The sequence below is a fragment of the Paenibacillus sp. VMFN-D1 genome, assembly GCF_003386155.1.
Classification (GTDB): domain Bacteria; phylum Bacillota; class Bacilli; order Paenibacillales; family Paenibacillaceae; genus Paenibacillus_AQ; species Paenibacillus_AQ favisporus.
The window spans coordinates 1,551,337-1,567,283 of sequence record NZ_QRDU01000001.1; the positions used below are offsets into that span (position 1 = coordinate 1,551,337).

A 15,947-nucleotide genomic window follows, 5' to 3' on the forward strand; every position below is an offset into this window, starting at 1 on the left:
CTCCTTCCCGCTACGGCTTGAATATACGTGTGTTTATATTAACGACGTGAGTATACGGGCAAGAGTTACGGGGTTTGACCCGATGCGAAATAGAAATTTTACATTGTTGGACGCGGATACTCCCGAAGGATCAGTTAAGTAGGATTTCAACTTGTTATTAACCTGTTTATGCGGGGCAAGACTCTGCCGGGTCATAGCGGGGATGAACATTTATTAATGATGTTTATAGTTAACGTAATTTAATAAAAATGGTAACATCCTCTTTTTCCTTTAACATCGTGCCTATGAAACCGAAAAGCACGCTCCCCACAGCGGGAATCGTGCTTTTTAAGGGTGGTTGGGTAATTAATTCATGCCATTAATCATTGGGTGTCCGTCCCTTAAGTCCGAAAGTCATTTCCCGTCCGGCTCCTGCGCCTCTTCCAACCTGCGGCGCTTGGCATCCCGCATTTTCCGCCAGACGGAAACGAGGATGATGCAGCCGGAGAGAATGATATTGATCCAGACCGACAGAACAACCACGACATACGGCCCTGTGCCTGGCTTTACCGCCGTCAGGGAGACGAAACAGAGCAGCAGCAGGACTAGTGACATCGAAAGAACGATTCTGGACAGTGCTCCGAAGTCGCCCATCACACGCTTTTGATGGCGCCGATGTCAGCCATCTTGCGCTGCCACAGCTCATGCGCCTCCTCCGCGTAATGACAAGCCGTCTGCTCCGAGCCCACCAAGCGGAGCTGGGGCTCTTCCGAGGAGCAGCGGTCCGTGGCCATCGGGCACCGCGGATGGAAGCGGCAGCCAGACGGCGGTTTGGCCGCGTTCGGCATCTCCAGACTGCGCAGCGGCAGCTCCGCCATCGCTTTGGCGATTTCGGGATCGGGCGTCGGAACGGCGGACAGCAGCGCCTGCAAATAAGGATGCTTCGGATGGCTGAGGACATCGTTGACCCCGCCCAGCTCCATCACACGTCCGAGATACATGACGGCCATGCGGCCCCTTCCGGCGATGTAGCGGGCCGTTGCCAGGTCGTGCGTAATATAGATGATGGCGATGTCCAGCTTGCGGTTCAGCTCCGACATCAGGTTCAGGATCGAGATGCGCAGCGACACGTCGATCATGGAGACGGGCTCGTCGGCCACGATGATCTTCGGATTCAGCGAGATGGCGCGGGCCATCAGAATCCGCTGGCGCTGGCCGCCTGACAGCTGGTGCGGGTATTTATCGAGGAAGCGTTCCGGCGGCGTCAGGCCGACGGTCTGCAGCAGCTCGATGACCCGCGCCCGGGCCGCCTTGCGGCCGCGGACGATTTTACGCTGCAGGATGGGAGCCGACAGCGATTGGTAAATGGTTCGCATCGGGTTCAGCGCGGCGTAGGAATCCTGCTGCACCAGCTGAACGTCGCCGCGGAATTGGTTCGCTTTTTCGCCGCTCAGCTTCGTTATCTCCTGTCCCTTGTACAGCACCTTGCCTGAAGTCGGCTTCTGCAGGCCCGTAATGATGCTCCCGAGCGTCGTTTTTCCGCATCCGCTCTCGCCAACCAGAGCGATGATTTCGCCGGGATGAATATCCAGGCTGACATCGACGACAGCTCCCACTTTCTGGGGGGGACCAAACATGCCCTGGTTCCGTTCAAAGTACATGCTTACGCTGTCGAGCCGCATCAGCACCTCGGAACTCTCCGTTCTGGCCGCTTCCCGCAGCCGCTGTCTGGGCTCTACCTCAAATTCGATATTTCTGGCATTCATGACGTACGCACCTCCGCAACCGACTCGGGATTCGGATATAAATGACAAGCGACTTCATGCCCAGCGGGCGTATACACCTTGATCGGATTCTCTTCCTTGCATTTCGCGTGCGCATATTCGCACCGCGGGTGAAACGGGCATCCCGGCGGCATGTTGAGCAAATCCGGCGGAGATCCGGGGATCCCCTTCCGTTCCGACACGTCTTCATACAAGCTCGGAACGGCTTTCATAAGCTTCGCGGTATAGGGGTGTTTCGGCCGCTTGAACATATCGTAGACGTCGCCGGCTTCGACGACGTTGCCTGCATACATCACACCGACCCGGTCGGCGGCTTTGGCGACGACGCCGATATCGTGGGTCAGGAGCAGCATGGTAATATTCATGTCTTTGTGGATCTTTTTCAAAATATCGAATATATAAGCTTGAGTGATCACGTCCAGCGCAGTCGTCGGCTCATCGAGGATGACGAGCTGCGGATCGAGCAGCAGGCTGAAGGCGATCATAACCCGCTGCTTCATCCCGCCCGAGAGCTCATGGGGAAACGAATTCAGTACCCGGTCCGGATCAAGCCGGACATAATCGAGCAGATTCCGCGCTTTATCCACCATCTGCTTCTCCGTATACGATTTGGAATGGGCCCGAAACGTCTCGATGATCTGATCCTTGATCCGGGCGACGGGATTCAGCGCGTTCTGCGCCGCCTGAAACACCATCGACACTTGCTCCCATTTGTATGCCTGCAGTTCTTTTTTACCCAGGCTCATCACATCGCGGCCATCAAACGTAATCGATCCGCCGGCAACGCGTCCGGGAACCGAAATCGCCCGCATGATGGCGGATGCCATCGTGGATTTGCCGCTTCCGCTCTCCCCGACCAGGGCCGTGATCTGTCCCTTGGGGATGACAAAATCCGCTTCATTGACAGCCCGCAGCAGACCTGCGCGCATCGGGAATTCGATCGTCAGCCCCCTCACTTCGACCAATGGTTCCATCATTTTCTCCTCCTTCATCGCCGGCCCTTACGATCTCAGTCTCGGATTCAGCGCCTCTTCCAGCCCGTTGCTGAAAAAGATGCAGGCCATTTGGAACAGCCCCAGGCACATGATCGGCGAGATCAGGTAGATATAGCCTTTGGGGTTGAAGATGCCGCCGGTGTTCTGTACGGCCAGCTGGATCATCATCCCCCAGTTGGTCGGGGAATATGGGGCAAGACCGAGCATCATCAGACCGACGCTGGCAACGATGGCCCCTTGGGCCGCCATAATAAAGTTGATCGCCAGATACGGCGTCAGGTTCGGCAGAATCTCCCGGAACAAGATATAGGGCGTTTTCAGGCCCATAATCCGGCAGGCGATAATAAATTCGCGGTTTTTGAGCGACAGCAGCTGGGAGCGGATCGCCCTGGCGAGCGGCGCCCATGACCATGCCGCCAGAATAAAGGAGAACATGACCGGATTCTTGATCTGCACGAGCGCGGCAACGATCATCAGCACGGGAAAGCTCGGAACGGTCAGAAACAGGTTGGTGATGAACATCAGCACCGTGTCGGTTTTGCCTCCGACAAAGCCGGATACCGCCCCAATCACGAATCCGAGCACCAGCGTAAACAGGGCGGCGAACAGCCCGATCGACAGCACGTCCCGGGAACCGTACACCAGCTGCAGGAATGTATCCCTGCCGCCGTAGTCGGTGCCAAGCCAGTGGGCGAAGGACGGACTCTTATACCGGCCGTCGAAGTTGACGGTCATGTCCAGCGAGGCCATCATAGGCCCGAAGATGGCCATAAAGATGAAGATCGCCAGGATAATCATACCTGAGAACGCTTTCTTGTTGCGGTATATCGTCTGCCAGAAATCGATAAATCCTTGACTCATCCGTCAGCCCTCCTCCAGCTTGACGCGCGGATCCAGCTTGGCATAAATGAGGTCCGAGGCCAGGTTGGCCAGAATGACCGCGATGCTGGTCACGAGCAGCAAGCCCTGCATCAAAGTATAGTCGCGCTGCTGTGTTGCCTGCCCGATGTAATAGCCCATACCGGGATAACTGAACACATTTTCGATCAGCGGCGATCCGCCGAGCATAAAGCCGAAATTGACGGCCAGCGTCGTAATCAGCGGCAGCATGGCGTTGCGCTTGACGTAACGGCTCATCAGCGTCCGTTCGGAGACCCCGCGGATGCTGGCGGCGACGATATAATCCTCACCCAGCACGTTGACCGCGCTCCCCTTCATCGTCAGCGCCCATGTGCCGATCGTCGTAATGACGTAGGTCAGAATCGGCAGCGCGCCGTGATACAGCACGTTTAGAATGAACGGAAGGTTGAAGCCGGGCTCCACGATCGGGTCATAAGCCCCGTTGACCGGGAACCAGCCGAATTGAAAGGCGAAAATAACGAGCAGCAGGATGCCGACGATAAAGTTAGGCACCGAAGACGTTAGGATCGCATAGATCGAAATGATCGGATCCAGGACCGTCTTACGCTTGAACGCCATCATGGCACCCAGGTTAATGCCGATCAAGAAGCTGATGACGAGCGACACGCTGAGCACAAACAGCGTCCATGGCAGCGCGTTGGCGATAATTTCGTTTACCGAAACGTTCTGATAGATCATGGACATGCCCAGATTGCCGTGCAGCAGCCCTCCCAGGTACCGTCCCAGCTGGGTGAAGATCGGCTCTTTCGGATTATAATTGATCATGGCCGTAATCTGGCGGTATGCTTCCTCGAGACTCATCCCGCGCTGAGTGGCAAAGTCCCTCGCCCACGTATCGATCGCACTGCCGGGCGTCATCCGCAGCAGGAAAAACGTAAGCAGCATCGCGAGGAAGACCGTGATCAGGGAAACACCGATTCTTTTTAAGACCCCTTTCAGGCTCATTCCTGTCACCTCCAAGTGTTTATCCGGCTTGTGCGGCCGTTATCTCGGCCAATACTCTTCCGGCATGTACGTTGAGTTGAAGCCGTGGTTCAGGTGGGTGATGGCCAGCTGCTCATCCGGATCGGTAGCGAGCGGCATATCCCGGTTGTATTGAACGATTTGGTCCATCATCGGGAAGTTCCCGGACATCGTTTTGGTATTCAGCCAGGCGCCTGTGGCGTTCTGGAAGAAGTTCACGCCCCAGCAGTTTTCGTTGGCGATCCAGGCCAGGTTGTCGATGATTTTGCGCCGCTCCTGTTCGTCCTGAACATAAGGGAACCGTTTCATTTCCTTGTCGATATCGTATACTTTCCCGTCAATGCCCTTCAGCTTCAGATCGAGTTTGCCGGTATCGACTTCGTTGCCGTCCGCGTCTTTCTTCTTGACGTTCGGGAAGCCGACCTTCGTTTTCGTTCCCTGCCAGAACAGCACCCGCATCGAGCTCCACGGATTCTGGAAGCCCCAGGACACGTCAACCCAGTCCATGGACATATCGTATTGTCCCTTGTCGGCGTTGGAGAAGTAGATGGTGCTGTCCACAGCCTTCAGCTTCGTCGGAATGCCGAATTTGGTGAACTGCTCCGCGGCGATCTGCGCCGAGTTCACGCCGGGTGCCCAGTTGTTCGGCGCACCGATGATGAAGGAAGGCACCTTACCGTCAGGATCGCGCCATAAACCATCGGATCCTTTGGTCCAGCCGATCTCCTTCAGCAGCTCGGCCGCCTTATCCAGGTTCGTCGTATAATCGGTCATCTGATCAAGGACGGATTTGTCGACTTCTTTTTCGAGTGACGAAGGCATGATGCCCGTCATCGATATTTTCGGGTATTCCTGGCCGTAAAAGTTGCCGATTTCACGCAGCTTTTTCTTATCCAGCACATAAGTCAGCGCCTGCCGGAATTTGAGATTGTCGAACGGCTTGTTGCGGATGTTGTACATCAGCCCCACGCTCGCCGGATCATACATCCGGTAGTGAACCAGATCTTTGTTCTGCTTCAGCAGCGATTCCAGGATGTCCTTCGGCGGGGTGCCGTCGTACCAGTCGAGCTTGCCGGCCTTGACGAGAGCGTATTGGGCCGAGAGCTCCGGTACGTTTTTGATCCAGATCTTGTCAAAATGGACCGCATCGGGTCTCCAGTAATCTTCAAACTTATCCAACAGCATATCGGTCGTCGTCACTTTTTCAAACTTATACGGTCCGGTGCCGACCGGAATTTTCGGGCCCGCACGGGTGAATTCATTCCAGTTCAGGGCGATTTTTTTGCTGAGCTCATCCGTAATATCCAAGTTGAACGGTCCGTCCTTGGATTTGTCTGTAAGCGGTTTCGCTTCTTTCAGCAAAGCATCGGCCTTATCCACGTATTTCTTGTAGATGTGGTAAGGGATTTGGCCCTGGAGATCCTGGGCGAGGAGCAGCTTTCTAAGTTCAGGATACGGCGCAGGGTTCATCCAGTGAAAAACAACGGTGTAGTCATCGGGGGTTTCGATCGAAGTCAAATACTTCGTCACTTCGGCCCCGTTGTTCAGCCGGTAGTACGCCCATACATCTTTACTGGTAAAAGGGGCGCCGTCATGCCACTTTACGTTCTGATGCAGATGTACGGTCGTCGTTTGCTCGGTATCCTCGGAGGATTCCGCCAGCCGGTTGTACACATTGTTCATTGACCGGATAAAGAAGAAGAGGCCCTCAAACATGTAGCGGTTGTTCGTATCCCCGGTTCCTCCGGAGCCGAACGGGTTGCCTTGGTACAGCGGGGGCTTGGGCCATCCGCCCAAGACGTGGAAAATCTTGTCCTTGTTGTACTTGATCTGCGCATCCGGAACCGGCTGCTGCATATCTTTCACTTCGCCGGCGCTGAGCCGGTCGACCAGGCCGGGAGCTGAGGTGCCGCAGCCTGAGACGATCATTACGGCTCCGAGCACAATGCTTAAACAAAGGCCTGATAATCTTTTGCGTCCGCTCAAGACGTTCATGCAGTTCCTCCCGTCTAGGTTATCTTCTCCAGAAGATTGGCTCCTGGAGTATTCACTATTATAGCGAACGATTTCAAAATCAAGTTCATAAAAACGCTTACATACTCTCCCGAAAATGTATAGAATCGTTTCGTTTTCGACGGTCGAAAACTTTTATATTCATTCTTTACCAGATGCCAGCAAACGGCTGGCACAGCCCCTGTTAACAGCAAAAAGGCCCTTTGGACAAGGACCTTCCGAGTTATTTACAGCATTAACTTTCCCCGCTGCGCCTCCATTCCATCGGCGTCATGCCCACATGCTTGACGAACAAGTCATGAAAACGGCTGGACGAGCTGAAGCCGACTTCGGAGGCGATAAATTCAACGGGCTTGCGCGAGGTGTGCAGCAGCCGCTTGGCTTCGTCAATTCGCAAGGAAATAATGTACTGTTTAGGTGACATGCCGATGCGGTCGGTAAATTTTTTGCGGAAAATGCTTTCCGACAAATAGTGGTTCGCCGCCAGATCCGACACCTTCAGCGATGTATGGTAATTCTGGTGAATTTCCTTCAGCGCTTCCTGAATCATTTGCTCTTCAGGATGCTCCGAGAGGGCTTCAGCCGCTTGGTCGCAAGTTCCCGTATGATAAGCGAGCAGCAGTGTCTCCAGAGCATTGCGCAGCAAATCGTAGGAATATTCGGTCTTCTCTTCCCGCCTGCATTCTTCCTCAATCTGGCGCATGCCGGCTAACGCGCGCTCCGCGGCGCCAGGGGTCAAAGACGCTTTCAGGATCGGACCCGGACGCTGCGAAAACGCATGCGACAACAAGTACTGGCAGTATGGCGGAAGGTTCTGATCATAGATGTGAAGTGAATAGCCTTCCCAGGCTTTGACACAGACGTAGCTGTGCTTCAGATCCGGCGGAATGAACAGTAGATCCCCCGGATGTGCTTCAACGTTCTGTTCCCCAGCGGCATAATAACCCTCTCCCCTTACGAGGAGGGTAATCTCCGCGGATGGGTGGGAGTGGGATAGAAATAAGCCCTCCTTCTGATCCTTGTCGCTCGGATTCGTATGAAAATACACGATGCTGTCCATAAATCCGATATCCATCAGCGATCCCTATCCTTTTCGAATGAAATTGGTTGAAAACGGTAGCCTTACGATAACACATACCCTTAAGACTGTATGTCAGGCGGAAGTATGGGGACGAATGGCCCCTGCCAGCTTTGAAAAAGGGTTCTCTACATGCATTGACGCCCGTCACGCCTTGCATGCACCTGCAACCTCAGCGCTTGACCCACACATCTTTGTAGTTGATTTTACCCCAGGTATCCAAGGTAATACCGCCTAAGGATTGATCATGTCCGATGATGTGGATGCTGTGGTACATAAATAACAGATGATGGTCTCTTTTTAACTGATCCTCAATCCGCCTCAGCAAAATCCTTCTTACGGTGTAATCCGGTTCTGCCAGAACCTCGGACAGCGCCCGGTCTACCCCATCCCTCGCGGCTTCGTCCAAGTGGTTGCGGATATATCCGTAATGGGAACGGTACATTTCGATCAAAGACACGGAAGGTTCGTTACCGAGTACCTCTCCGGCATAAATCATATCGGCTTGTTTCAAGACGGATGGATCCGTGAGCTCTCGGATCGGCATCACATGGACTTCCACTTTCACCCCGATGTCTTCGCAGGCCCGACGGATCCATTCGGTATCCAGCTCGTAACTGGTCATTTCGTAAGTGTACAGGGTCAGCGTTTCTCCGCGGTAGGCGGATTCGGCCAGGCAGGCTCTCGCGAGCATCAATTCCCCGCCCCGCCCGTACGCCTCGTCATGGTCATACGGATTAAAGCCCGAGGAGGGCTGTTCTCTCTTTCCTCCCAGCTCCTTGACCATCTGTTCACGGTTAATAGCTAAATGAATTGCCTCCCGAAGCTTAACGTCATGAAGTATTCCGTCCCTCGACAGATTAAAAGTCAGATAAGTACTACCCTCTTCGAGTCGGGTCAGCAAAGTGCCCGTTTTCTTCTTACCTGTCGGTTCAAAATAGAGCACCTGCGTGTCACGTTCCTGAAGTCTGTCGGGCTTCAGATGCTCCAAATAGTTCGGCCAAACCCAAATCTCGATGCGGTCCATCATCGGCCGGCCCTGGAAATACCGCTCATTCGCTTCGAGGATCATGCCGTTATCGCTGTTCTCCTTCATGACAAATGGGCCTGTACCTACCGGCATCCGCCGTATATCCCGGGTCGCCGCAATGCGGTCCAGATCCTTAGGTACGATGGAGAAGCGTTCCGAAGCTAGTAGATGCAGAAACAGGGCATTAGATTCGCTTAGGTGAAAACGTACGCTGATATCGCTGAGGACCTCAACCCTTGCCACATTCGCCATGAACCAGTCCGGCGGATTCAGCTGCCCAAAGCGCTGGAACGTATATTGAACGTCTTCGGCCGTCATCACCTTCCCGTGATGAAACAGTACGCCTTTACGCAAATAAAAGGTCCATTCGGTGTACTCGCGATCCGATTCCCAGTAATGGGCGAGCCCCGGCTTGATCACATGACCGGCCGTGTCGAACTCCACCAGCGTGTTCAAAATCTGTCGAATCAGGTGGGTCTCCGTGCGGCGAATGACGAACAGCGGCTCGAGATCGGGCACCGGCCGGTAAAACGGGAAACGGAGGATGTCCTTATGATCGGAAGCCTTCTGCGCACCAAACTGCCCGGCCAGCCAATCGGAAAATTGGGATTCGGCCAGGGGGTCCGTATGCGCATGCAGCAGCCCGAACGCTTCGCCGACATGTCCTTTTAAAGCCAGTTCTTTGGCTTTGTCCAGCAGCAGCTCCTGTGCATCGGCAACAAGGACGAGCCGCGACGTATTGCCCCGGCCCAATCCGCTCTGCCAATCAATAAGCCCCAGTTCCTTCATTTTCTGCACGAGCAGCTGTGCATTTCGCCGGGTGCATTCCCATATGTCCTCCAGCTCCTGCATCGTCACCTGGATCGAGGAGCCACGGGGCTCGGAAGTAAAGTGTTGATTCAGTTTATTGTAGTAATGGACAACGTCCATATGAATTCCCCTCCTTTGCCATGAAAAGGTGAAATGTTCACTTGAAGATTTCGCCTTTCCCTTCGCCTTTTTCAAAATTATAATTTGACTTGTATGAAACGTAAAGAGGAGGTAATGAAACATGTTTTCGGCAGAGCCCCGGCAAGGTCCGGTCACCTACTATCTTATGGAACGCTTCTTACTTGATGCTTTCTTGTATCCGTCGCCATCCCGGCTCCGGAGGAAATGAAAGAACTGGCGCTGCCCTTCTATGTATGATCTTACATAATCTTCGCTCGTCATGTCTATGTACGCGGAATTGATGTTCTCCCCTATACCGTTCATTTCCCTGGAAACCGGTCATTCACCGACCGTGGATTCTCTATACAACCGGGTTTCTGCTGATGACCTTCGAACGCTGAGCCGAGCTAGGCCGTAGGCCTGCTGCTGTGGACTTTGAGCATCTTGGTGATCTACACAGCCAATGGCGCTACCCGATTGATGGATTCAAACATCATCTTGTATGCCAAAGATCACTTGGAGTTCTCGCGCTAATGTATTGGGATTCGTTCTCTCTGCAGCTGGAGCAGGCTGAATTCATGACGCCGCTGGTTCACACACAATAACAAACGCCCCTAGGGTACAAATGTCTTGGACGACTTTAGGGGAAATACCGGTAAGCTTCAACTTAAGCCAGCCCCATTTAGGTCAGACGGTGAAGTTCGGTGAGATGTTGCGCTTGCTGGTTGCCCTGACTACTCCATATGCCGCCTAGGCTTCATGTTCTTCTTCGCTTAAGCGGTGGCAAATGGGATGATGATGCCCTACCTAATGAAGCTCTGCCCAAACGGGAAATCCGCCGAACGATCAAATTATTTCTTGGGTAATCGCAAAATGTTCATAGGTTCGACATCCGCTGATGTCCCTCTATGTCGTTCATGCCGTTAAATGATTGGGGCAATCTGTCGAAACAGCACCGATTGAAAACGCTGCAATTTCCGATTATACTAGCTCCGCGGGTAAATCAACGAACAACGAACGATTGCGGAGGATGATACTGACATGTTCTATTTATTGCCTCTTATGCTGGAAAGAGTCGGCATCCTGATTATCGTCGCCTTTCTGCTGTCCAGGATGACGTCGTTCCGTCAGACGCTGCATCACGAGGATCGGCTTCCCGCCAAGCTGCTGCTGATCGTCATTTTCGGCGTGTTCGGCATGATCAGTAACTATACCGGTGTAGAAATTCATGGAGGTGCCATCGGCTCCGAAATCTGGCAGGCCGGCGTGCAGGTTGACAGTGCACTGGCCAATACGCGGATTATGGGCGTGGCCATCGGCGGCTTGCTTGGCGGACCGCTGGTCGGACTTGGGGCCGGGCTGATCGCCGGTCTTCATCGGCTGACGCTTGGCGGATATACCGCTGCCGCCTGCTCTATATCTACCATACTGGCAGGTTTGGTCACCGGCTGGATCGGCAGGCGGTTCCGGAGGTCCGATCCCGGCGCGCCATGGCGTGCGGTTGCCATCGGAATCTTGATGGAATGCGTACAGATGGGGATTATTTTGCTGATAGCCCGCCCTTTCGACGCTGCAGTTCAATTGGTTTCGGTCATCGCCCTGCCGATGATCGTCATGAACGGATTCGGCACCCTGATGTTTATGCTGATCATCCAGTCTATCCTGCAGGAGGAGGAGCGGACTCGCGCCCTCCAGACGAACCAGGTGCTTCATATTGCCGACCGGACGCTGCCCTTTTTCCGTCAGGGCCTGAACCCGGCATCGTGCCGGGAAGCGGCAAGCGTCATTCTGGAGGCCACCGATGCGGATGCGATCTCGATCACGGATCGGGAGCAGGTGCTTACGCATGTAGGTGCCGGCTCGGACCATCATGTCCCGCTCCACAGCCTGGCGACCCAGCTTACCCGGTCCGTACTGGAACAAGGACGAATGTCTGTTGCGACATCGAAAGAAGACATTCAATGCTTCCATGATGGCTGCAGCCTGCAGGCTGCGATCGTGCTTCCGCTGCAGGTGCGGAGCGGCACGGTCGGGACGCTGAAGCTTTATTATACGAACCCGGACAGGCTGGACCGTGTTCAGCGGGAAATGGCGGAAGGCCTTGGCCGCTTGTTCTCCACGCAGCTCGAGCTGGCCGAGGCGGAGATGCAGAGCAGGCTGCTGAAGGATGCCGAAGTCAAAGCGCTCCAGGCGCAGGTGCATCCCCATTTTCTGTTTAACGCGATCAATACCATTTCAGCGCTGTGCCGGACCGATCCGGACAAAGCACGGGAGCTGCTCATTCAGCTCGGAGTCTTTTTCCGCAGCAACCTTCATGGCGCACGGCAGATTCTGATCCCGCTCAGCCAGGAGCTGAGGCATGTGGAAGCCTACTTGACGTTGGAGAAGGCGCGCTTCCCTGATAAATTCGAGATGACATTCGATATCGAGCCGGAGCTTGCGAATTTGGAGATACCACCGTTTACGCTGCAGCCCTTGGTCGAAAATGCCGTGCGCCATGCCTTCCATGGACTCGGTCCCCACCATAAAGGGAACGTATGTATTGCCGCGAGCCAGAAAGGCCATGAAGTCATGATTGTCACTGCAGATAACGGCAAAGGAATCTCGCCGGACCTGCTGGACCGACTTGGTGAGCAGGCCGTTCATTCAGAAGACGGAACCGGCACGGCGCTGCATAATATCCGTAAGCGGATCGCGGAGATCTATGGCAGCGAGGGCTCGTTCCAAATTGAAAGCGATGCCCATACTCCCGGAACCCGAGTCGTGATTACGCTGCCTTTGCATCTTGCACATAGGAGGGAAATGCATGCTTAAAGGATTCATTGTCGACGATGAGCCGCTCGCCCGGGACGAACTGGCTTATCTGCTCGGCCGTACCAGACAGGTTCATATTGTTGGAGAGGCCGATTCGCTGGAGACGGCGCTGCAATCGATTGCGGAGATGGCGCCGGACGTCGTGTTTCTTGACATCCAGCTGGCGGAGGATAACGGCATGGAGCTGGCCAAGCAGCTCTCGGTTCTGGAGCAGGTTCCGGAAATCGTCTTTGCCACGGCTTACGATGAGTATGCGCTGCAGGCGTTTGAAGTCAACGCCTTGGACTATATTTTGAAGCCGTTCGAGGAAGAACGGGTGCGGAAAACCGTCGACAAAGTCATGAAGCTCCGCTCCGCCCGCGAGAAAAGGGCAGCCCCTTCTCCCCCGCTGGGACCCGATCGTACAGGTAAGCTGGCGATCAGCGCGGAAGAGCGGATCCTGCTTATTGATATCGACAACATTGTCTACGTGGCATCCGAGGACGGCAAGAGCGAGCTGGTCACGACAGGTGACCGATACAAGCTGAATGAGCCGCTGGTCAATCTGGAGCGCCGGCTGGCCGGAACTTCCGTCGTCCGGGTGCACCGGTCGTACCTGGCGAACTTGAACGCGGTCACCGAAATTCAGCCGTGGTTCAACTCCGCCTGTATTCTCGTCATGAAAGACGAATCCAAGGTTCCCGTCAGCCGATCCTTCACCAAGGAACTGAAGCAGCTGCTCGGATTGTAGCTGAGAATCAATAATTCACCGTCTATCTGAGATCATTCCTTTACCGGCGGCAGATGGCCGGCAGCCCCTTCCTGTCTGGCTTATCCTGTGGGGGCTCACCCGAAATACAGCTGCCTGCCATTCACCGCCTTCTTTTGGCCGTTCATCCTTTCCTCCCGACTTTTCGGCCTGAAAACACCTTGAATCGGTTTTCATCAGGTATAGTACGGATAAAATCTCTTCACCCGTTACTAGCGGGGTGTGAATAAAGGAGGAACTCCAAAAATGAATGCGGTTACAATCGTCATAGCATCCATCTGTATTCTCATGATCGCCTACCGCCTGTATGGGACGTTCATGGCCGCCAAGGTGCTGAAGCTCAGCAACAGCACGCCTACGCCGGCCCATGCCCTCGAGGACGGCAAGGACTACGTACCAACGAACAAATGGGTCACCTTCGGCCATCACTTCGCCGCGATTGCCGCCGCGGGGCCGCTGGTCGGGCCGATCCTGGCCGCCCAGTTCGGCTACTTGCCCGGCCTCTTGTGGCTGCTGATCGGAGCCGTTATCGGCGGTGCGGTTCATGATGCGGTCGTGCTGTACGCGTCCATGCGCAAGCAAGGCAAGTCGCTGTCCGAAGTTGCCAAGGAAGAGCTTGGACCGGTCGCCGGCTTTTGCACAGGTCTGGCCATGCTGTTCATTATCATTATTACGATGGCGGGCTTGTCCATGGTCGTGCTTCATGCGCTCGAAAACAATCCTTGGGGTACCTTCGCCGTCGGCATTACGATTCCGATCGCCATGGGCGTCGGCCTGTACTACAAAAAAACCGGCAAGCTGAAGACCGCGACCACCGCAGGATTTATTCTGCTCATGATCGGCGTATTTGCCGGTCCTTATATTCAGGAAACGGCCTTCGCCCAATGGCTGACGTTGGATGCCAAGACGCTGGCCGTGATTCTGCCGATTTATGCTTTCTTTGCAGCGGCGCTGCCGGTATGGCTTCTGCTCGCTCCCCGGGACTATCTGAGCAGCTTCATGAAAATCGGCGTGTTCGTTGCCCTTATTGCCGGTGTGTTTGTCATTAACCCGGTGATTCGCTTTCCGGCTTTTACCGAATTCGCCGGCGGCGGAGGACCAGTCATCGCTGGTCCGGTCTGGCCATTCATTTCGATTACGATCGCCTGCGGTGCCATTTCCGGTTTTCACGCGTTCGTCGGCTCCGGAACGACGCCGAAAATGATCAATCAATGGACCGATATCAAGGTTATCGGCTTCGGAGCGATGCTCGTCGAATGCGTGGTCGGCATCATGGCACTGATCGCCGCTACAGCGCTGCACCCAGCCGACTATTTCGCCATCAATTCCGCCCCGGCCGTGTTCCAGACGCTTGGGATGCATGTGGAGAACCTTCCGCAGCTCAGCAAGGAAATCGGAATGGATCTGGAAGGCCGAACCGGTGGAGCGGTCACACTTGCGGTCGGCATGTCGTATATTTTCACAAAAATTCCGTGGTTCAGCCATCTGGCACCGTTTTTCTTCCAGTTCGTCATCATGTTTGAGGCGGTGTTCATACTGACGGCGATTGATTCCGGGACCCGCGTCTCCCGTTATCTGATCCAGGACTTTTTCGGCGAGCTCTATAAACCGCTGAAGCGGACCGATTGGCTGCCCGGCAATATTTTTGCGAGTGCACTCGCCTGCTTCATGTGGGGATACTTGCTCTTTTCCGGTGATATCAGCTCGGTATGGGCCTTGTTCGGCGTCTCCAATCAGCTCATGGCTTCCATTGGCTTAATTATCGGAGCAACCGTTATTTTGAAAATCGCGGATAAGCCGATCTACGCTCTGACGTGCATCATACCGCTTGCGTATCTATATGTCACGGTGAACTACGCAGGATATTGGATGGTACGTCATGTGTACTTGAATCCGCAAGCTTCGGGATATAACGTTCTCAATGGTGTGCTTTCGATCATTATGCTGATCTTGGGCGTCATTATTTTAATCACAGCCATCAAAAAATGGATGGAGCTGTTAAGCTCGCCGACATTACACCAGGGATCGTTGATTCCGTGAGATCCGTCTAAAATATTTTTCATCTGCATACCAACCTGCCGCAAGGTCCTCCACTAAAGGCCTGGCGGCTTTTTTTGAATCATCCCCTGACATGGCAAGCCAATAATTAGCATTTGCTTCCAATATCAAGGAGTGATAATATGTATAGCGGCCATTCTGAGGCTGCATGAAATCATGATCATACAGGAAGAAGGAAGTAATTAACTACATGAATAACTCGATCCGTTTATTTAAGGTGTCCGGCATTGTGCATAAGGATCAGCTTGTCGTTTGCGTCAAGGAATGGAAGCTCCTGAAGGAAACCGGACGTTATTACGAAATTAAATCAGAAGATGCCAACGTCAAGAGAGTGTATAAAGAAAAGCTCGGTGTGATCCAAGACGATACCAAGGCATATGCGAACGGGCTGATTTCAAACCACACCTTTTGTGCACATGAGGACATTGAAACCATGAAATCGCTCATTATTACAGAACTGGACTCCAAAATATCTTCCTACCTGCAAGACCTGCTGCTGAACAGAAAAGCACTGGAAAGCTCTGACGAAAACTCGATTTCACTTCATATTACTGAGCTGAATCGTTAACTTATAAATGACATGAATACTTATGCAAGGGCGTCCATCCACTCGGTTGGCGCCCTTGCTGCTTGT

At 53.9% G+C, this 15,947-nt stretch carries 12 protein-coding genes; 4 read left to right on the forward strand and 8 right to left on the reverse strand.

The window, feature by feature from the left end; all coding sequences use genetic code 11:
- Positions 1-393 precede the first annotated feature (393 nt).
- From C7820_RS07315 to C7820_RS07350, 8 genes are all read right to left on the reverse strand, one after another.
- Positions 394-633: a hypothetical protein gene (locus tag C7820_RS07315; RefSeq protein WP_076165300.1), complete on the reverse strand. Its 240-nt coding sequence runs from the start codon at positions 631-633 to the stop codon at positions 394-396.
- The gene (locus C7820_RS07320; protein ID WP_220376643.1) at positions 633-1,745 is read right to left on the reverse strand and encodes an oligopeptide/dipeptide ABC transporter ATP-binding protein; all 1,113 of its coding nucleotides are present in this window, start codon (positions 1,743-1,745) and stop codon (positions 633-635) included. The genes C7820_RS07315 and C7820_RS07320 overlap by 1 nt, the downstream gene beginning before the upstream one ends.
- The gene (locus tag C7820_RS07325) at positions 1,742-2,740 is read right to left on the reverse strand and encodes an ABC transporter ATP-binding protein (protein ID WP_116230378.1); all 999 of its coding nucleotides are present in this window, start codon (positions 2,738-2,740) and stop codon (positions 1,742-1,744) included. The genes C7820_RS07320 and C7820_RS07325 overlap by 4 nt, the downstream gene beginning before the upstream one ends.
- A gap of 24 nt (positions 2,741-2,764) precedes the next feature.
- Positions 2,765-3,619 (reverse strand): ABC transporter permease, encoded by an 855-nt coding sequence (locus tag C7820_RS07330; RefSeq protein ID WP_116230379.1) that lies wholly within the window; start codon positions 3,617-3,619, stop codon positions 2,765-2,767.
- A gap of 3 nt (positions 3,620-3,622) precedes the next feature.
- Positions 3,623-4,624 carry an ABC transporter permease gene (locus tag C7820_RS07335; protein WP_076165307.1) on the reverse strand — a complete coding sequence of 334 codons (1,002 nt, stop codon included), beginning with the start codon at positions 4,622-4,624 and terminating at the stop codon, positions 3,623-3,625.
- A 39-nt stretch (positions 4,625-4,663) separates the two neighbouring features.
- Positions 4,664-6,637 (reverse strand): ABC transporter substrate-binding protein, encoded by a 1,974-nt coding sequence (locus C7820_RS07340; protein ID WP_116230380.1) that lies wholly within the window; start codon positions 6,635-6,637, stop codon positions 4,664-4,666.
- 253 nt (positions 6,638-6,890) lie between these two features.
- Positions 6,891-7,730 carry an AraC family transcriptional regulator gene (locus C7820_RS07345; protein ID WP_116230381.1) on the reverse strand — a complete coding sequence of 280 codons (840 nt, stop codon included), beginning with the start codon at positions 7,728-7,730 and terminating at the stop codon, positions 6,891-6,893.
- Positions 7,731-7,905: 175 nt separating this feature from the next.
- Complete coding sequence (locus C7820_RS07350) at positions 7,906-9,693, reverse strand: ABC transporter substrate-binding protein (protein WP_181908959.1); 1,788 nt, start codon at positions 9,691-9,693, stop codon at positions 7,906-7,908.
- Between the two features lie 1,041 nt (positions 9,694-10,734).
- Between C7820_RS07350 and C7820_RS07355 the strand changes: the two genes are divergently transcribed.
- The 4 genes from C7820_RS07355 to C7820_RS07370 all read left to right on the forward strand — a co-directional run bounded on the left by C7820_RS07355 (position 10,735) and on the right by C7820_RS07370 (position 15,881).
- A complete protein-coding gene (locus C7820_RS07355; RefSeq protein ID WP_116230383.1) occupies positions 10,735-12,507 on the forward strand; it encodes a sensor histidine kinase in 1,773 nt (590 codons plus the stop codon).
- Positions 12,500-13,237, forward strand: a complete 738-nt coding sequence (locus C7820_RS07360; protein WP_116230384.1) for a LytR/AlgR family response regulator transcription factor — start codon at positions 12,500-12,502, stop codon at positions 13,235-13,237. Before C7820_RS07355 ends, C7820_RS07360 begins: the two co-directional genes overlap by 8 nt.
- A 264-nt stretch (positions 13,238-13,501) precedes the next feature.
- A complete protein-coding gene (cstA, locus tag C7820_RS07365; protein ID WP_116230385.1) occupies positions 13,502-15,295 on the forward strand; it encodes a carbon starvation protein CstA in 1,794 nt (597 codons plus the stop codon).
- Between the two features lie 208 nt (positions 15,296-15,503).
- Entirely contained in the window at positions 15,504-15,881 is a 378-nt protein-coding gene (locus C7820_RS07370) for a hypothetical protein (RefSeq protein ID WP_116230386.1), read from the forward strand.
- The last annotated feature ends 66 nt before the right edge of the window (positions 15,882-15,947 follow it).